The following is a 17,419-nucleotide window of genomic DNA, read 5'->3' on the forward strand; positions in this document are numbered from 1 at the left end:
GTCGGCGGGCAAGCAGTCTCACGCAATGCGCAACATTGCATCCGGCAACGGCGTCCTACACGCTCATGAGTCGAGCGAGGTCATGCCCGATTGCAGGTAGTTCTGGATGCCGACCTTCTGAACCAGTTCCAACTGCGTTTCCAGCCAGTCGATGTGCTCTTCCGTGTCGTCGAGAATGTTCTCGAGAATTTCGCGCGACACGTAGTCCTGCACCGATTCGCAGTACGCGATCCCTTCCTTGCAGGTTGCCTGTGCAACCCGCTCGAGCTTCAGGTCGCATTCGAGAATCTCTTCCGTGTGTTCGCCGATGAGAAGTTTGTGCAGATCCTGAAGATTCGGCAATCCGTCGAGCATGAATATGCGCTCGATGAGTGCGTCCGCATGTTTCATCTCGTCGATCGATTCCTCATATTCATGCTTGCCCAGCTTGTTGAGCTGCCAATGACGATACATACGAGCGTGCAGGAAATACTGGTTGATCGCCGTCAGCTCGTTCTTGAGTTGAGCGTTCAGATAATCGATGACATTCTTGTCGCCTTTCATCACAGCTCTCCCGTTCAGCCTGTGCATGCACACGACCTATCCAGAACCTACAATAGTCGGCGACCGGGCCACTCGCAAACGACTTCTCAGCGAAAGAGGCCAATCAAGCAAGTCAATCGTCGTGTAGTGCGAATGATTTCAATTCCTGTTCAAAACCCTCTGTGCAGCGAAGCCTATCGGGCCACTGCCCCGGAATCAAACCCTGCTCCGCATATCGCCCTGACACAAAACCAGGGAGATATTGCAGTTCGGTATCGGCGAATGAAGGTCCGCATTCTGCGACACCCCGACAAACTTGCGCTCAGGATGCGGGTGGCTCAGGAAATCATGATGCAATATGTGCCATCCATAGGCACCCGCCAGTCTGAACACGATACGGCCACCGACACGCAAATGCGCAATCCCTACATCGCGCGCAAGCACGTCGTCGATCAGCGTGTGTTCAAGGTCGATCACGACGAAATCGAAACCTGCGGCAGCGATGAGCTCGACGGTCAGCGGCGCCGGCGTCGAGCAAAACAACCCGACCAGCGATGGTCCGTCGGAATCTCCGATCCGCGACTTCAGCGAACGCGGCGGTAGCGTGTTCGATGTCATGCGTACTCCGGCTGTGCGAGTGGATTCGCCGTCGCGCGTGTCCGCAGACGAATCTCGGGCAGGAAGCGGCGGCTGGCAAGCAGCTCGATCTCCATCTCCGGTGCAAAGCAGTCGAACAATGCGAAGCGTTCCGCGAGATCCGGACACTGAACCTGATACTCATGGATCGCGCGAGAGACGATCGCCCAGAATTCAGCCTCATCCAGATTGAAATGGTAGGAGAAGAACCAGGCGATCTCCGCGAGATTGACGAAGAACAGCGCATCGCACGTGAAATCGCGCAACTGGTCGGCGTCGTCGGTCTCGATGAACGAATTGGGATTGACTCGCGCGTGCTCGGCAGGCGGAGCGTCGAGTGCCGGCGGAGCCACCGACAGCCATTGCTTCAAGTACCGCACGCCGTCGTGAAAGTCCTTCAGGCGACACGCGTGGGCATCCCGTCGGCGTGCTACAGCACCATGTTCTGGGCGTGCGACTCGAGCGCGGCGCCGTTACACCACAACAGGCGAAGCACCGGCAGCCACGCCTGCTCCACGAGCCGGCGAACCCAGGTCCGCACACCACGCCGTGCAACCCAGTTCAGCTATCAGCGGTCGGCCGTCGGCATCGATGTGTGTGAGCGCGGTTATCTGACGCTGCCGGACTCGTACCGGCAGATCGCGCGCCTGCTCGTTCCCGAGCTAACGCGGCGCGGGCGCTACCCGGTCGCCGGTGTGCCGGGATCGTTTCGGGAAAAGCTGTTCGGCCTCGCGTGGAGCCACACGCAACTCGACTACGTCGACGGCTCGTCACGCAAGTTCAACAACTACGACGTGAACGGGCGTTACCAGATCACGCCGGCGGCGACGCTGATCGGCGTCTACACGTTCACCAACGGACGCGCGAGCGGCCTGCCGGGCACCGGCGGCCAGACGCTGAAGCCGCGCTGGCGCCAGTTCACGCTCGGGTTCGACTACGCGTTGTCGAAGCGCACCGACATCTATCTGTCCGGCATCTACCAGCTCGCGGCCGGCGATGCGAACACCGCGACGTCGGGCGGCTATCGCAAGATCGCAGCGATCTCGAACATCGGCACCGCATCGTCGACGAATCGCCAGGCCGCACTCGTCAGCGGGCTGCGCGTGAAGTGCTGATCGCGCACACCGCGGGGGCGACGGGCGCGGCGCGATAAGCAAAGCGGGAATCGTTGTTTGTCGCGCCACGCCCGGTTGCCGAGAATGTCTGTTTTTCCGCATGATGCCGCGCCCGCGCGCGGCACGGCTTCGATCATGACCGACTCTCCTTCCCGCCCACGCCGCACCGGCCGACGCGCGGCGCTGCGCCAGCTCGCCGGCGGCTGGGCGGCGGCGATGCTGCCGGCCGGCGGCGCGCTCGCAAGCCCGCCGCTTGCACCGCTGGATGTGCCGCCGTGGACGCGCACGCCCGGCGCACCGTTGCTGTCGCCCCCGTATGGCCTGCCGGGCGCGCACGAACGCAACGTCGTCCGTCGCAGCGCGCGCACGCCGGCGCTGCCCGGCGCCGGCTCGTCGATGACGCCGCTCGCCGACCTGTTCGGCGACATCACGCCGAACGGTCTCGTCTACGAGCGCCATCATGCCGGCGTGCCCGACATCGACGCGCAACGCCATCGCGTCGTCGTGCACGGCCTCGTGCGCGAACCGCGCATCTTCACGCTCGACGACCTGCTGCGCTTTCCGTCGGAGTCACGCATTCACTTCCTCGAATGCTCGGGCAATACCGGCAGCGAATGGAACGGCCCGAGCGGGCTGCCCGTCCAGTTCACGCACGGGCTGCTGTCGTGCTGCGAATGGACGGGCGTGCGGCTGTCGACGCTGCTCGACGAAACGGGCATCGACCCGGCCGCGCAGTGGCTGCTTGCCGAAGGCGCGGACGGCGCGGCGATGACCCGCAGCCTGCCGCTCGACCGGATTCTCGAACGCGCGCTCGTCGTCTATGCGCAGAACGGCGAGCGGCTGCGCCCCGAGAACGGCTATCCGGTGCGGCTGATCGTGCCGGGTTTCGAAGGCAACACGAACATCAAGTGGCTGCGGCGGCTGAAGCTGGTGCGCGCGCCGGAGATGACGCGCGAGGAAACGTCGAAATACACGAACCTGTTGCCGAACGGCTGCGCACGCCAGTTCGTGTTCGAGATGGACGCGAAATCGGTGATCACGCGCCCGTCGGCCGGCCACCGGCTCGCGTCGCACGGCTATTACCCGATCAGCGGCTATGCGTGGTCGGGGCGCGGTCGGGTTCGCGCGGTCGACGTCTCGACCGACGGCGGTCGCACCTGGCGCACCGCGCGGCTTGCGGGCGACGTGCGCGATCGCGCGCTGACGCGCTTCGAAGCGGACTGGGTCTGGAACGGCGAGCCGGCCGACCTGCAAAGCCGCGCGACCGACGATACGGGCTACGTCCAGCCGACCCGGGCCGCGCTCGTCGCCGCACGCGGCGTCAACTCGCAATACCACTACAACGGCATCCAGAACTGGCGCGTCGGCGCGGACGGCGAGGTGCGCAATGCGTAAGATGATTGCGCGACGGCTCGCGTCGCTCGCGATTGCGTCGGGAACGATCGGCGCAATCGCGCCGCCAGCGTTGCCCGCGTTCGGCGCAGGCTTCGGTCTGGGTCAGCCGGTCGACCGCGCGGCGCTCGCCGCATGGGACATCGACGTGGCGCCCGACGGCAGCGGCCTGCCACGCGGCGCGGGCACGGTCGCGCGCGGCGCGCACGTGTTCGCGGACAAGTGCGCGATGTGTCATGGCACCGGCGGCCAGGGCGGTATCGGCGATCCGCTTGTCGGCGGCATCGGCTCGCTCGCCGGTGCGAAGCCGAAGAAGACGGTCGGCAGCTACTGGCCGTATGCGACGACGCTGTTCGATTACATCCGCCGTGCGATGCCGTACAACGCGCCGCAATCGCTGAGCGCGGACGAAGTCTATGCGGTCACCGCATACGTGCTGCGCCTGAACGGCATCGTGCCCGACGACGCAACGCTCGACGCACGCACGCTGCCGCGCGTGAAGATGCCGAACCGCGACGGCTTCGTGCCCGACCCGCGGCCGGGACAGATGTGACGCGACGCGATCCGCCGGCCAGCACACCGGCTATCGCCATTCCGCGACCGCCGGCATCGTGCCGGATTCTTTCGTTCGGCGCCAGCGCGTCCCGTATGGAGCCCACCTTGACCGCCCCCTCCGTCGCCGCCCAGGCCGATGCACCGCTCGCGCCAACGCCGTTCGTCAACGTCCGTTCACCGGCCGATTTCCCCGGCAGCCCCGTGTCGCGCGTGCTCGCGCAGCCGCTGATGCTCGGGCTGTTCCTGCCGATCCAGGCCGGCGGCTGGAGCGCATCGACGCTGCCGCGCTCGACCGACTGGACGTTCGACTACAACGCCGACCTGGTCGCGCGCGCCGAAGCACTCGGTTTCGATCTCGTGTTCGCGCTGTCGCAGTGGCTGCCGAAAGGCGGCTACGGCGGCGTGTTCGACGGCCAGGCGCTCGACTCGTTCATGACACTGGCGGCGCTCACGGCGCGCACGGAACGAATCATCCTCGTCGCGACGAGCCACGTGCTCTACGGGCCGTGGCATCCGCTGCATTTCGCGAAGTTCACGGCGACGCTCGATCACATCTCGCGCGGACGCTGGGGCATCAACGTCGTGACCGGCCACCGCGCGATCGAGCACGAGATGTTCGGCTGGAACCGGATCGAGCACGACCGGCGCTACGAGATGGCGGCGGAATTCGTCGACGCGGTCAGTCAGTTGTGGGCGCAACCGGACAACTTCAGCTACGCTCCCGCGCTGTCGAGCTGGCGGCTCTCCAGCGCGTTCGTCACGCCGAAGCCACGCTACGGCCGCCCGCTCCTGATCAACGCGACGGGCTCCGACGCGGGCATCGATTTCGCGGCCCGCTATTCGGACATCGTGTTCATCACGAGCCCGGCCGGCCCGGACGTCGATCTCGCGCTCGACGCGCTGCCCGCGCATACGGCCCGAGTCAAGGCAGCAGCCGCCGAGCGTGGCCGGACGATCCGCACGCTGCTCAATCCGCTCGTGATCTGCCGCGAGACGACGGCCGAAGCACGCGCATACCGCGACGCGATCGTCGCGCATGCGGACGAAGGCAGCTTCCATCGCTTCGACAGCGACGCGCATGCGTGGCGCGGCGGCTTCGAACAACGCGCACAGGCGGCCGCGCGCGCGATCGGCGGCAACATCTCGATCACCGGCTCGCCCGAGGAAGTCGCCGACTACATCGTGCGACTGCATCGGGCCGGCATCGACGGCATCCAGTTGAGCTTCTACGACTTCAAGCCGGATCTCGACTTCTTCGGCGCGCGCGTGCTGCCGCTGCTGCGCGACGCCGGCCTGCGACGCTGAATTCAGGCGGCCGGCGCGGCGAACGTGCGCCACGCGGGCCGCTGCAGTCGGAGATGATCGCGCAGCGTGCGACCGCCGTACTCGCTGCGAAACAGCCCGCGACGCCGCAGTTCGGGTAGCACAAGTTCGATGAAATCGTCGAGGCCGCCGGGCAAGGTCGGCGCCATCACGTTGTAGCCGTCCGCGCCGTAACGCACGAACCGTTCCTCGAGCGCGTCGACGATCTGCTCCGGCGTGCCGACGAGCTGCCAGTGACCGCGCGCACCCGCGATGCGCAGATAGAGTTCGCGTATCGTCAGGTTCTCGCGGCGCGCGAGTTCGAGCGTCAGCGTCTGCCGGCTCTTGCTCGCATTGGTTTCCGGCAGCGGCGGGATCGGGCCGTCGAGCGGATACGCGGACAGATCGACGCCGCCCGTCAGGCCGGACACGAGCGCGAGCCCGACCTTCGGGTCGATCAGCGCCTGCAGCGCGTCGAATTTCTCCTTCGCTTCGCTTTCGGTGCGGCCGACCACCGGAAAGACGCCCGGCATGATCTTCAGCGTGTCGGGGTCGCGGCCGAACGCGGCGAGCTGGCCCTTCACGTCCGCGTAGAACGCAATCGCGTCGTCGAGCGTCTGCTGGGCGGTGAAGATCACCTCGGCCGTACGCGCGGCCAGCCGCGTGCCGGCCGGCGACGAACCGGCCTGCACGACAACCGGATGCCCCTGCGGCGCGCGCGCGACGTTCAGCGGCCCGCGCACCTGGAAGAAGCGGCCGCGATGATCGAGCACCTGGCGTTTGTCGGGATCGAAGAAGCGGCCGCTTGCGCGATCGCGCACGAACGCGTCGTCGTCCCAACTGTCCCACAGCCCGCGCACGACGTCGGCAAACTCCTCCGCGCGTGCATAGCGTTCGCCATGATCGAAATGCGCGTCGCGGTTGAAGTTGCGCGCTTCGTGCGCGCTCGACGACGTGACGAGGTTCCATCCTGCGCGGCCGCCGCTGATGTGATCGAGCGACGCGAACTTGCGCGCGATGTGGAACGGCTCGTTGAAGCTCGTCGACGCGGTACCGACGAGGCCGATGCGTTCGGTGACGGCCGCGAGCGCGGCCAGCAGCGTCAGCGGTTCGAACTGCGCGACGTAGCTGTGCGCGGTGCGGCTCAGGAACTCGACGTCGTCGCCGCGCGTGCCGACGCCGTCCGCGAGAAACACGAGATCGAACTTCGCGGCCTCGGCCGCCTGCGCAAGCCGCACGTAGTGACGAAAGTCGACGCCGGCATCCGCCTGTGACCCAGGGTGGCGCCATGCGGCGATGTGATGGCCGGTCGGATACAGGAACGCGCCAAGGTGCAGGTGGCCGGTACGGGTCGTCATCAGGAGGTTTTCCGGGAAGTGGGCTGCGGGCGCAGCGGGATCAGAACACGCGTCCTTCGGTCGGGTATCTGCTGGATGAAGTGATCGTCGCGCGCGGTCGGCGCCGGGCTGTGCAGCACCGGCCGGCCGTGCGCGAGCACGTAGCGGCGCGCGTCGGCCACCACGTTGCGCACGATGCCCGCGGTCGTCGCGACGAGATGCAGTTGCCGCAGCGCACCGCAGTGGCGCCCGAAGAGCGTCGAGCCGTCGCGCGCCGCGATTTCGTCCGCGAACACCTGCATGTCGTGCAGCAGCAGGCTGCCGCTCGCGGTCACGCGCTGGCCCATGCCGTCCCAGTCGTCGAGCACCTGCACGCCGCCGCGCGCGACCGGAATGATCACGGCGAGCGGGTCGCCCTGCTCGTTCTCGACGTTGATCCGCGCGAAATCGGCAAACGCGGTGCCCATCGAATAGTATTTGCGGCCCGTCACGCGATGATGCTCGCCGTCGCGGCGCAGCACGGTCGTGTTCTCGCATCCGCAGCACGCCGAGGGCGGAGCGGCGAAAGAGCGCGAAACCTTCGAATGGCAGTTCGCGACATGCTTCGCGTTGGGCGGCATCGCGCCCGATCCCGGTCGCGAGGTCGGGCAGTGCGGCGAGCGCGGCGTGCAGTGCGTCGCGCGTATCGGCGCCATGACGGGCATTCATTCAGCGGTTCCTCATCCCGAAAGGCGAGGGCTCGCCGCACGATTGCGCGATCCGCCGCCGCAGCCCGCAGGCGGCACCGAAAAGTATAGGGACGCATCCGGCGTGCGTGAAAAACCGATTTCAGCTTTGGTTATGCGTGCGCCGGGAATGCGCAGGCACTTGCAGCGATGTGCTCAGTGCTGGATGCCCCAGCGGCGCACGGTCACGCGTTCGAGCGTATCGAACACGAGGTGCTCGACGAGCAGGCCGATCACGATGACGGCCGCGAGGCCCGCGAACACGCGGTCGGTATACAGCTCGTTGCGGTTCTGGAAGATGTACCAGCCGAGTCCGCCCTGCCCCGCGCTCGCGCCGAACACGAGCTCCGCCGCGATCAGCGTGCGCCACGCGAATGCCCAGCCGACGCGCAGCCCCGACAGGATCGACGGCAGCGCGGCCGGCACGAGGATCAGCGCGATCTGGCGCAGGCCCGTGAGGCCGTAGTTGCGCCCGGCCATCTTCAGCGTGGCCGGCACGCCGGCGAAACCCGTGTACATGCTGAGCGCGAGCGGCCACAGCACCGCGTGCACGAGCACGAACAGCAGGCTGCCGGTGCCGAGCCCGAACCACAGCAGTGCGATCGGCAGCAACGCGATCGACGGCAGCGGATTGAACATCGACGTGAGCATCGACAGCACGTCGCGGCCGATGCGCGTCGACACCGCGAGCGACGTCAGCACGAACGCGAACAGCACGCCGAGCGCATAGCCGCGCAGCAGCACCGAAATCGAGATACCCGTCTTCACGAGCAGTTCGCCCGACGCGATGCCTTGCACGAACGCGGCCAGCGTCGCGCCGAAGGTCGGCACGAGCAGATCGTTCGCGACGATGCGCGCGACGATTTCCCACGCGGCGATCAGCACGAGCGCGATCGCGGCGCGACGAAACCCGCTCGCGCCGACGATCCGACGCAACAGCGGCGCGGGTGTCGCACGCTCGGCGGCGGGCGGTGTGTCGAGCGCGTGCACGTATTCGGCGCGAACGGGCGGCAGCGGCGGCAGGACCGGATCGATCGCGCTCATGATGCGGTTGCCTCCGTGGCCGGCGCGACATGCGTTTCGTTCGCCACGCCGGTATCGAACAGCAGGCGATGAATGCGCGCGACGCTGTCGCGGAAGTCGCCGCTGCCGACGCTGTCGAGCGAATGGTCGTGGCTGTTGAGCTCCGCGCGCACGCGGCCCGGATGCGGCGACAGCAGCAGGATCCGGTTGCCGATCACGAGCGCCTCCTCGATCGAATGCGTGACGAACAGCAGCGTGAAGCGGAACTCGTCCCACAGCCGCAGCAGTTCTTCCTGCATCTTGCGGCGCGTGAGCGCGTCGAGCGCGGCAAACGGCTCGTCCATCAGCAGCACGCGCGGCTGCATCGCGAGTGCGCGCGCGATCGCGACGCGCTGCTTCATGCCACCGGACAGCGTATGCGGATACGCGTCGGCGAACGCGGCGAGGCCGACCTTGTCGAGATAGTGCAGCGCGCGCTCGCGCGCCTCGGCGCGCGACAGCTTCGCGGCCGCACGCAACGGAAACGCGACGTTCTCGACGACCGTCTTCCACGGCGGCAACTGGTCGAATTCCTGGAACACGACGATGCGGTCGGGGCCCGGCCCGTGCACGGGCCGGCCATCGAGCGCGATCGAACCCGACACGGGCTCGATGAAGCCGGCGATCGCCTTCAGCAACGTCGACTTGCCGCAACCCGACGGGCCGAGCAGCACGAAACGGTCGCTGCCGTACACGTCGAAGCTGACCTGGTGGGTCGCGCGGACGATCCGCGCGCCGGTTCGGTATTCGAGGCTCACGCGCTCGACCGCCAGCAGGCGCTCGCTGTGCGCGCCGGCCGGCGCGGCCTGCGGCGCGGGCCGGCTCGCGGTGCGGGCCGCGTCTGTGGCGGGAGGCGCGGCCGGCGCAGCGGCACCGCGCGCCGCATAGGGCGGCAACCCGATTCGGGGAGAAGTGGCGTTCACGATCGAAACTCTTGCGGGTAAAGCATCAACATACGGCGGCGCGGCGCGCGGCCCAACCAACGATTGCGCATATCGAAACCGCGTCGACGCATAAGCGTCGATCGCGACGTCGCAACGCCACCGCCGCTCAACTGCCGCCGGCCGTCGCCGGATCGTCGAAGAAGTAATCGCGCCACGACTTCGGCTCGTTGCGGATCGCACCGGTGCGATACATGAACTGCGCGAGCTTCAGCGTGTTCTGCGGTGCCGTCTTGAACTGCACCTGCGGATTGCGCAGGATCTTCAGCAACAACGCACGATCGATCTTCGAATCGTTTACGCGAATATAGGTGTCGGCCGCGCGCTCGGGGTCGGCCGCGATCTGGCGCGCCGCATCGGCGAGCGCGGCGACGAACGCGCGATACGTCTTCGGGTTGTCGTCGCGGAATTTCCCGGTCGCGTACAGCACCGTCGCGGAGCTCGGGCCGCCGAGCACGTCGTAGGAATTCAGCACGATGTGCGCGTTCGGATTGCCCGCGAGTTCCTGCTCCTGAAACGGCGGATTGCCGAAGTGGCCGGTAATCACGTTGCTGTTCGCGAGGATCGCGGCCGTCGCGTCGGGATGCGGAATGGCCTGCGTGAGCGGATCGAGCTTGTCGAACTGCTTGTCGCCCCATTGCTTCGCGGCTGCGTACTGCAGCACGCGCGACTGCACCGACACGCCGACGGCCGGCACCGCGATGCGGTCCTTCGCGCCCAGGTCGGCGATCGTCTTCACGTTCGGGTTGCTGCTGACGAGGTAGTACGGAAAATTGCCGAGCGACGCGACGCCCTTCACGTTCTGCCGGCCGCGGGTGCGATCCCACACGGTCAGCAGCGGCCCGACGCCCGCGCCGGCGATGTCGACCGCGCCCGACAGCAGCGCGTCGTTCACGGCCGCACCGCCCGACAGCCGCACCCAGTCGACCTTGATGTCGAGGCCGGCCTTGCGCCCTTCCTTCTCGATCAGTTGCTGGTCGCGCGCGACGTTCAGCATCAGGTAGACGACGCCGAACTGCTCGGCGATGCGGATGCGGCCTTCCGCGTGCGCGGCTTGCGGCGTGCCGGCGGCGGCGAAGGCCAGCGCAGCGGTGAGCGAGGCGGCCAGAGCGCGGCGCGCAAACAGGGTCGTGCGGCGCAGTGCCGGCGAAAGCGGAAACGACATCGGAACTCCAGTGAGAATGACGCTGCGAAGCGAAGACGTGACGCTCAGAACGGCGCGTCGCCTTCGATCGTCGTGCGGTACAGCTTGCGGCGCAGATGGTCGGGGGTGCCGGCCGCGAGATGCATCAGCGAGCGGTTGTCCCAGAACACGAGGTCGTGGTCGCGCCAGTGGTGCCGGTGCAGATGCTCGGCGCGCACGCTGTGCGCGAACAGTTCGTCGAGCAGCGCGCGGCTTTCGTCCTCGGGCACGTCGACGATGCGCGTCGTGAAATGCTCGCTGACGAACAGCGCCCGGCGTCCCGTTTCCGGATGCGTGCGCACGACCGGGTGCACCACCGCTTCGACTTGCGCGATCTGCTCGGCCGACAGGTTCGGCCGCCACGGGCTGCGCGCCTGCAACTCCGCATAGCGCGCCAGATACGTGTGCTCGGCGCGCCGTCCTTCGACCGCGCGACGCAGATGCGCGGGCAGCGTGTCCCAGGCGAGATGCATGTTTGCGAACAGCGTGTCGCCGCCCTCGGCCGGCAGCTCCTGCGCATGCAGCAGCGAACCGAGGCTCGGCTTTTCCTTGTACGACAGGTCGGAGTGCCAGAAATGGCCGGCGTCGCCGAGCCCGATCGGCTTGCCGTCCTCGACGATGTTCGACACGATCAGCACTTCCGGATGCGCGGCCAGCGCGAACTGGTGCAGCACGTGGATCTGCAGCGGGCCGAAGCGGCGGCTGAATGCGATGTGTTCGTCCGGCGTGATGCGCTGATCGCGAAACACCAGCACGTGATGGTCGAGATGCGCGCGGTGGATGCGCGCGAAATCCGCGGCGTCGAGCGGTTGCGACAGGTCGATGCCGACGACTTCGGCGCCGAGCGGCGCATCGAACGGGACGATGTCGAAGCGCTGCGCGCCGGCCTCGGGCGGCAACGCGGGGCGATGGCCGGCGAACGTCGATGCTGCGGTGCGGATGGCGGGAGTCATCACGATACAGCCCTTGATTCGGTAAAGATGCGAATCTACGAGCGCGTGCCGGACTGCGTCAACGAAGCGATTCGGATACGTTTATCTGCTGCAGCGATAAAGATTGCTGCTCGGGCGGCGGGCCTGTAAAACGAGCCGCCGGCCGCCCGACGCGCCGTCGATCCGTCCGGTCACATCACCGGCTTGCGACGATGCCGGCTCGACATCGAGCGACGACAGCGGCCACGGCCGATCGCCCGCATCGTCGTGCGCGTCTTGCGCGTTCGGCCACCGCTTGCCGGTCGGGTCGCGCCCGGCGGTTCGCCCGAATCGTCCGGCACGCCCTGGTGCGCGCGCTCGCTGCATTCATGGGCGCTCAGTCGGCCGCCGGAATCCATGCGGCAGTCGCCGCGTCGCTCGCGCGGAACGCAGGAAACTTCGCGCCGAGTTCGGCCACGGTGCGAATGTCGTTTTTCACGAGATCGTCGCGCGTGATCAGTGTCGGCTTGACCGCGATGCGCGCGCCCGGGTCCTGGCCGGCGACCAGCAGTGCCGCCGCGCGCACCGACACGGCGCCGACGACCGCGGGATTGGTCGCGGCCGTCGCGACCCACGCGCTGTTCGGCGCGCGGATCGCCTCGATGTCGGCCGTCGAGATGTCGGCACTGTAGATGCGGATCTTCGACGACAGCTTCGCTTCGTCCGCGGCGAGCTTCGCGCCGCGCGCAAACTCGTCGTAAGGCGCAAAGACGACACGGATATCCGGATTCGCGCGATACGCCGCGGCCGCCTGATTCGCGACCGATTGCGCGATCGGATTGTCGACGGTGCCCCAGCGCGCCTTCTCCCGCACCTTCGGATGCGCGCGCTTGAAGTCGCGCCACGCGGCATCGCGCCGGTCGAGCGGCGCAAAACCGGCCACGTAGACGTAACCGGCCGAGAACGCGTCGCCGTTGTCCTTGACGGCCTGCCCGAGCAGCAGGTTGGCCAGGTCGCGATCGCTCTGCTCGATCTGCGGCACCTTCGGATTGCCGAGGTCGACGTCGAACGCGACGACCTTGATGCCTTTGTCCAGCGCACGCTGCACGACGTCCTTCAGCGATTCCGGCAGGCCGTGATTGACGATGATCGCGGACACGCCGATGCTGATCGCCTGCTGGATCTGCTCGCGCTGCTCGGCCGCATCCTGCCGGCCCTCGTAGATGCGCAGATCGACGCCGAGCGCACGCGCCTGCTTCTGCGCGCCGGCCTCGTACGCCTGGAAGAAGTCGCCGGTCGACAGATAGTTGACCAGCGCGATCTTCACGCCGCCCTTGTCGAACGGCGCGGGCGCGCCCTTGAGCGGACCGGCCTGCGCGGCGGGCGCGCCCAGCACAGTCGCGAAACACAGCATGAGCGCACCGATCTTCAGATCGACGCGCGATTTCCGGCAAAGCAACGAGCGCATGGCGGGCCTGTCTCCACATGGGACGATATGGGCGCCAATCTATCAGCGCGGCACACGAACGCAAACCGAGCGATTCGGAAATGGATATTACTTCGGATGGCAAACCGTTACGGCATAACGATCAGGCGGACAGACTCCGGCCCACGCGGCGCATCACGGCATGCGCATCACGCGCGCGCATCCGTACGGCGGCCAATGCCGAACGTGAACGCCAGCGCGAGCACGAGCAGCGCCCCCTTGATGAAATCCTGCATGTAGTACGGCGCGTTCAGCATCGTCAGCCCGTTGAGCAGCACGCCGACGAATACCGCGCCGACGACCGTACCGAACACGTTGGGCCGCTTCGCGCCCCATACTGCATAACCGATCAGCGCGGCGGCCACCGCATCGAGCAGCAGCGAATGGCCGGCGCTCACGTCGCCGCGACCGACCCGCGCGGCGATCAATACGCCGCCGAGCGACGCGATCGCACCCGATACGACATACGCGGCGCCCCGGTAGCGCGCGGCGGGCGCACCGGCAAGCCGCGCGGCCGTCTCGTTGCCGCCGATCGCATAGATCACGCGGCCCCACCGGGTCGCCTCCATCGCGACGCAGGTCACTGCCGTGACCGCTGCGAGCAGCAGCACCGGCAACGGCACCACGTCGAACACGCGCAGCCGGCCAAGCGCAAGAAAAGCGTCGGGGAACACGCCGGTCGCATCCGTGCCGTCGGGCAGCACCGAGCCGGTCGCGAGTGAACGGCCGCCGGTCGGAATCAATTGCAGGCCGGCCATCAGGAACAGCGTGCCGAGCGTCGCGAGCTGGTCCGGCACGCGCAGGCGCGTAATCAGCACGCCGTTGAACAACCCGGCGGCCACGCCAAGCGTCACGCAGGCGATCACCGCCGCCAGCGTGCTGCCGTGCCACACGACCAGCACATAGCTGGCGGCCATCTGCGCGGTCGCGGCCACGCTGCCGACCGACAGGTCGAAACCGCCGGCCGCGAGCGTGATCGTCACGCCGATGCCGAGCAACGCGACGATCGACACCGACTGCAGGATGCTGAACAGATTGTCGACGTTCAGGAACGCCGGTTCCCTGAGCGCAAATCCGATCACCAGGAAGATCAGCATCAGCAGGATGCCCGTGCGCTCGAGGGCATCGCGAATGCGGGCTGCTGCGGCGCGCGGCCGTTCGACCGGCGCGGCATGGTGGTCGACGGAAGAAGTCACGATTTTCATGAGCAGGCACGCAAGGCGGAGGACGTTGGCGGCAAGTCATCGATCGTCGCGCGATCGAACCGCACGATACGATCCGCGATCTCGGCCGCTTCTTCGAGATCGCTGACGAACACGATCGTCGCGCGCGCATGTGCATGACGCCGCAGCGTATCGACGATATCGGCCCGCGCGCCGGCATCGATGCCCTGAAACGGCTCGTCGAGCAGCAACAGCCGCGCGGGTTCGGCATGCCAGCGTGCGAGCACGACCTTCTGCTGATTGCCGCCGGACAGGCGGACCACGCGATCGTCCGGACCCGTGCAGCGGATGCCGAACCGCCCGATCGCCGCCGCGGCGGCCGCGCGTTCGCGCGCCCTGCCCACCGGGCCGCGCGCGAACCAGCGCGACAGGAACGGAAAGCCGATCGTGCCCGCGATCGAAGCGAACGGCACACTGTCGGGAAACAGCGACGTGCGCCAGCGGTCCTCGCCGGCCAGAAAGACGCCGGCGCGAATCGCGTCGGCCGGCGAACGCGGGCGCCACGGCCGCCCGTCGAGCGTCATGTCGCCGGCCACCGCGCGCGCCGCGCCGAAGATCGTATTCGCGAGGCGCGACTTGCCGCCGCCGACCGGGCCCGCGATCGCGACGATCTCGCCGCGCCGGACATCGAGGTCGAACGGCGCACTGGCCGGCGTCAGCCGGATACGCCGCATGCTGAACGCGGCGTCCGACTCGCGCGACGCGGTGCGAGCCGGCACCGGCTCGCGCGTTTTCGGCAAAGGCCGCCCGATCATCGTCTCCACCGCCGCATCGAAATCGACGGGCGCGGGCAGATCCGCGACGATCCGGCCGTCGCGGACGATCGCCACGCGATCGGCGATGCGGCGCACATCGCCGAGCCGATGCGACACCAGCAGGATTGCCACGCCATCGCCGCGCAACGCGTCCAGCAGCGCGAAGAGCCGTTCCGCCTCCGGCGCGGACAAGCTGGCGGTCGGCTCGTCGAGTATCAGCAGCGACGGCTGCCCGCCAAGCGCACGCGCCAGCGTCACGCGCTGCTGGTCCGCCAGCGACAGCGACGCCAGCGGCGCGGCCAGGTCGACGTCGAGCCCGACCCGCTCAGCGAGCGGCCGCGCCGCGGCCCGCCGCGCGGCCGGCGTCGCGCGCCACGGCGACGCCCGATCGCACAGCCGGTCGAGCAACAGGTTGTCGGCGATCGACAGCGTCGGCACGACGGCGTCGGCGACCGACTGGTGCACGGTCGCGACGCCGAGCCGCTTGGCCGCGTGCGGCGATGCCGGTCGATACGGTTCGCCGCGCAGCATCAGCGTACCTCCGTCCGGCCGCAGCACGCCGCTCAGGATCTTGACGAACGTCGACTTGCCGGCGCCGTTCGCGCCCATCAACGCGACGACTTCGCCCGCGTCGATCGACAGGTTCAGCGCCGACAGCGCGACGGTCGCGTCGAAGCGCTTCGCGATGCCGGCGGCGCTCAGGACGGGCGGCGACGCCGATCGATGCGATCGATCTTCACGCGTCGCACCGGCGGTCTCATTTGCCGTCGTATTCATGCCGGAAGCTCCTGCTGGCGGGCACGGCGCGGTAGCAACCGGAACAGCGCGTCATGGTTCATGTCACGCAACTCCCCCGATAATCGTTCCGTATCGACCGGCGCATCAGCGTCCGTCAGATGCGGCTTGCCGGAACGACGCGCCATGCGCGGTGTCCGGCAGGCGGTCGCGGCCGCTCAGCCGCGAGCGGAAGGTGCCGGCCGGCGCCGTCGTCCGGTACAGTCCGCGCTTTTTCAGTTCCGGCACGATCAGTTCGGCAAAATCGTCGAGCGTGCCCGGGCTGATCAGCGGGTTGAGCATGTAGCCGCTCGTCGTCGACTGCCGTGCATGCTCGGCGATCCGATCGGCGACTTCGTCGGGCGAGCCGACGAGGATCAGGTCGGTGCCGCGCGTGACGCTCGCGAACTTGCGCCGCACGTCGCCGGCAGTGAGCGGCTTGCCGCTGCCGTCGGGCCGCACGACGTACGACGTGAGCCCTTCCGTCTGCGTCGTTAGCGGTTCGTCGTCCGCATAGCGGTCGATGTCGATGCCGGTGTCGCCCGCATAGCTGACGAGTTGCGCGTGCTGGTGATAGTGCTGCTGCAGCGTGTGGTATTTCTCCTTCGCGTCGCTCGGCGAGCGCGCGGTCACGATCCGCAGCACGGTCAATGACTTCACGTCGTCCGCCGCACGGCCGCGCTCGGTCGCCAGCCGGCGAATCTCGTCGAGCCCCGCACGAATCTCGTGCGGATTCGACTTCGCGACGAACACCACCTCCGCGTGCTTCGCCGCGAACTCACGTCCGCGCCCGGACCAGCCGGCCTGGATCAGCACCGGCGAGCGCTGCGGCGACGGCGCACAGACGTGCGGCCCCTGCACGCGATAATGCGTGCCCTCGTGCGCGATCGGCCGCACGCGGTCGCCGCGCGCATAGCGCGGCGCGTGCTTGTCTGCGACGACCGCATCGTCCGCCCAGCTCCCTTCCCACAGTTTGTACACGACGTCGAGAAACTCCTCCGCGCACGCGTAGCGTTCGTCGTGGCCGATCATCCGGTCGAGCCCGAAGTTGCGCGCCGCACTCGTCAGGTAGGACGTCACGATGTTCCAGCCGATCCGGCCGTTGCTCAGATGATCGAGCGTGCTGAAGCGGCGCGCGAGCGCGAACGGATGCTCGTAGGTCGTGCTCGCGGTCACGCCGAACGCGAGCCGCTCGGTCTGCGCGACGAGCGCCGGAATCAGCATCATCGGATCGTTCGCGGGCGACTCGACCGCCCATCGCAGTGCCGCGTCGGCCGACCCGCCATATACATCGTACAGGCCGAGCACGTCCGCGAAAAACAGCATGTCGAGATCGGCCTGCTCGGCCGTGCGCGCGAGGTCCGACCAGAACGCGAGCGTATTCGCGCGCAGCCGTTCGTCGGCCGGATGGGTCCACAGGCTCGGCGCGCCGCCGCAGCCGACGCTGGCTTGTTCATACAGGGAAAACAGCAAGGGACGAGGATCGGACATCGTGGAATT

Annotated in this window: 13 protein-coding genes and 4 pseudogenes; 4 read left to right on the forward strand and 13 right to left on the reverse strand. The window is 67.8% G+C overall.

Going from position 1 to position 17,419, the window contains the following annotated elements; translation table 11 throughout:
- Nucleotides 1-63: 63 nt before the first annotated feature.
- The 3 genes and pseudogenes from bfr to WS92_RS36060 form a co-directional block, all read right to left on the reverse strand.
- Nucleotides 64-543 (reverse strand): bacterioferritin, encoded by a 480-nt coding sequence (gene bfr, locus WS92_RS00405; RefSeq protein ID WP_059931472.1) that lies wholly within the window; start codon nucleotides 541-543, stop codon nucleotides 64-66.
- A 195-nt stretch (nucleotides 544-738) separates the two neighbouring features.
- A pseudogene (locus tag WS92_RS36195) lies at nucleotides 739-969 on the reverse strand (hypothetical protein); the annotation flags it as partial.
- 167 nt (nucleotides 970-1,136) lie between these two features.
- Nucleotides 1,137-1,766: pseudogene (locus WS92_RS36060) on the reverse strand (IucA/IucC family C-terminal-domain containing protein); the annotation flags it as partial.
- Between the two features lie 123 nt (nucleotides 1,767-1,889).
- Here WS92_RS36060 and WS92_RS00420 point away from each other — a divergent pair.
- The 4 genes and pseudogenes from WS92_RS00420 to WS92_RS00435 form a co-directional block, all read left to right on the forward strand.
- A pseudogene (locus WS92_RS00420) lies at nucleotides 1,890-2,273 on the forward strand (porin); the annotation flags it as partial.
- Between the two features lie 135 nt (nucleotides 2,274-2,408).
- Nucleotides 2,409-3,668 carry a sulfite dehydrogenase gene (soxC, locus tag WS92_RS00425; protein WP_059931662.1) on the forward strand — a complete coding sequence of 420 codons (1,260 nt, stop codon included), beginning with the start codon at nucleotides 2,409-2,411 and terminating at the stop codon, nucleotides 3,666-3,668.
- Nucleotides 3,661-4,218, forward strand: a complete 558-nt coding sequence (locus WS92_RS00430; protein ID WP_015604126.1) for a c-type cytochrome — start codon at nucleotides 3,661-3,663, stop codon at nucleotides 4,216-4,218. Before soxC ends, WS92_RS00430 begins: the two co-directional genes overlap by 8 nt.
- A 107-nt stretch (nucleotides 4,219-4,325) precedes the next feature.
- Complete coding sequence (locus WS92_RS00435) at nucleotides 4,326-5,525, forward strand: LLM class flavin-dependent oxidoreductase (RefSeq protein ID WP_015604042.1); 1,200 nt, start codon at nucleotides 4,326-4,328, stop codon at nucleotides 5,523-5,525.
- A gap of 2 nt (nucleotides 5,526-5,527) precedes the next feature.
- Here WS92_RS00435 and WS92_RS00440 read toward each other — a convergent pair whose 3' ends face one another.
- From WS92_RS00440 to WS92_RS00490, 10 genes and pseudogenes are all read right to left on the reverse strand, one after another.
- Nucleotides 5,528-6,880 carry an LLM class flavin-dependent oxidoreductase gene (locus tag WS92_RS00440; protein ID WP_059931468.1) on the reverse strand — a complete coding sequence of 451 codons (1,353 nt, stop codon included), beginning with the start codon at nucleotides 6,878-6,880 and terminating at the stop codon, nucleotides 5,528-5,530.
- A gap of 65 nt (nucleotides 6,881-6,945) precedes the next feature.
- Nucleotides 6,946-7,567, reverse strand: a pseudogene (locus tag WS92_RS00445) (hypothetical protein); the annotation flags it as partial.
- A 173-nt stretch (nucleotides 7,568-7,740) separates the two neighbouring features.
- Nucleotides 7,741-8,628 (reverse strand): ABC transporter permease, encoded by an 888-nt coding sequence (locus WS92_RS00450; RefSeq protein ID WP_006029557.1) that lies wholly within the window; start codon nucleotides 8,626-8,628, stop codon nucleotides 7,741-7,743.
- On the reverse strand, nucleotides 8,625-9,569 hold the full coding sequence (locus WS92_RS00455; RefSeq protein WP_231755919.1) for an ABC transporter ATP-binding protein: 945 nt from the start codon (nucleotides 9,567-9,569) through the stop codon (nucleotides 8,625-8,627). Before WS92_RS00455 ends, WS92_RS00450 begins: the two co-directional genes overlap by 4 nt.
- A 127-nt stretch (nucleotides 9,570-9,696) precedes the next feature.
- Nucleotides 9,697-10,752: an ABC transporter substrate-binding protein gene (locus WS92_RS00460; protein WP_006029555.1), complete on the reverse strand. Its 1,056-nt coding sequence runs from the start codon at nucleotides 10,750-10,752 to the stop codon at nucleotides 9,697-9,699.
- Between the two features lie 44 nt (nucleotides 10,753-10,796).
- A complete protein-coding gene (locus WS92_RS00465) occupies nucleotides 10,797-11,726 on the reverse strand; it encodes a TauD/TfdA dioxygenase family protein (protein ID WP_059931461.1) in 930 nt (309 codons plus the stop codon).
- Between the two features lie 352 nt (nucleotides 11,727-12,078).
- Nucleotides 12,079-13,149, reverse strand: coding sequence for a substrate-binding domain-containing protein (locus WS92_RS00475; protein WP_059931457.1), 1,071 nt, complete (start codon nucleotides 13,147-13,149; stop codon nucleotides 12,079-12,081).
- A 167-nt stretch (nucleotides 13,150-13,316) separates the two neighbouring features.
- On the reverse strand, nucleotides 13,317-14,372 hold the full coding sequence (locus WS92_RS00480; RefSeq protein ID WP_059931455.1) for an ABC transporter permease: 1,056 nt from the start codon (nucleotides 14,370-14,372) through the stop codon (nucleotides 13,317-13,319).
- On the reverse strand, nucleotides 14,369-15,922 hold the full coding sequence (locus tag WS92_RS00485) for a sugar ABC transporter ATP-binding protein (RefSeq protein ID WP_059931453.1): 1,554 nt from the start codon (nucleotides 15,920-15,922) through the stop codon (nucleotides 14,369-14,371). The genes WS92_RS00480 and WS92_RS00485 overlap by 4 nt, the downstream gene beginning before the upstream one ends.
- A 105-nt stretch (nucleotides 15,923-16,027) precedes the next feature.
- Nucleotides 16,028-17,410, reverse strand: coding sequence for an NtaA/DmoA family FMN-dependent monooxygenase (locus tag WS92_RS00490; RefSeq protein ID WP_059931451.1), 1,383 nt, complete (start codon nucleotides 17,408-17,410; stop codon nucleotides 16,028-16,030).
- Nucleotides 17,411-17,419: the final 9 nt, after the last annotated feature.

The organism is Burkholderia sp. MSMB1588, assembly GCF_001546925.1.
In the GTDB taxonomy this organism is placed as follows: Bacteria; Pseudomonadota; Gammaproteobacteria; order Burkholderiales; family Burkholderiaceae; genus Burkholderia; species Burkholderia humptydooensis.

Coding starts and splice junctions, on each gene's coding strand:
- bfr (WP_059931472.1), bottom strand. CDS start 543: ATGAAAGGCGACAAGAATGTCATCGATTATCTGAACGCTCAACTCAAG.
- soxC (WP_059931662.1), top strand. CDS start 2,409: ATGACCGACTCTCCTTCCCGCCCACGCCGCACCGGCCGACGCGCGGCG.
- WS92_RS00430 (WP_015604126.1), top strand. CDS start 3,661: ATGCGTAAGATGATTGCGCGACGGCTCGCGTCGCTCGCGATTGCGTCG.
- WS92_RS00440 (WP_059931468.1), bottom strand. CDS start 6,880: ATGACGACCCGTACCGGCCACCTGCACCTTGGCGCGTTCCTGTATCCG.
- WS92_RS00450 (WP_006029557.1), bottom strand. CDS start 8,628: ATGAGCGCGATCGATCCGGTCCTGCCGCCGCTGCCGCCCGTTCGCGCC.
- WS92_RS00460 (WP_006029555.1), bottom strand. CDS start 10,752: ATGTCGTTTCCGCTTTCGCCGGCACTGCGCCGCACGACCCTGTTTGCG.
- WS92_RS00475 (WP_059931457.1), bottom strand. CDS start 13,149: ATGCGCTCGTTGCTTTGCCGGAAATCGCGCGTCGATCTGAAGATCGGT.
- WS92_RS00480 (WP_059931455.1), bottom strand. CDS start 14,372: ATGAAAATCGTGACTTCTTCCGTCGACCACCATGCCGCGCCGGTCGAA.
- WS92_RS00485 (WP_059931453.1), bottom strand. CDS start 15,922: ATGAATACGACGGCAAATGAGACCGCCGGTGCGACGCGTGAAGATCGA.
- WS92_RS00490 (WP_059931451.1), bottom strand. CDS start 17,410: ATGTCCGATCCTCGTCCCTTGCTGTTTTCCCTGTATGAACAAGCCAGC.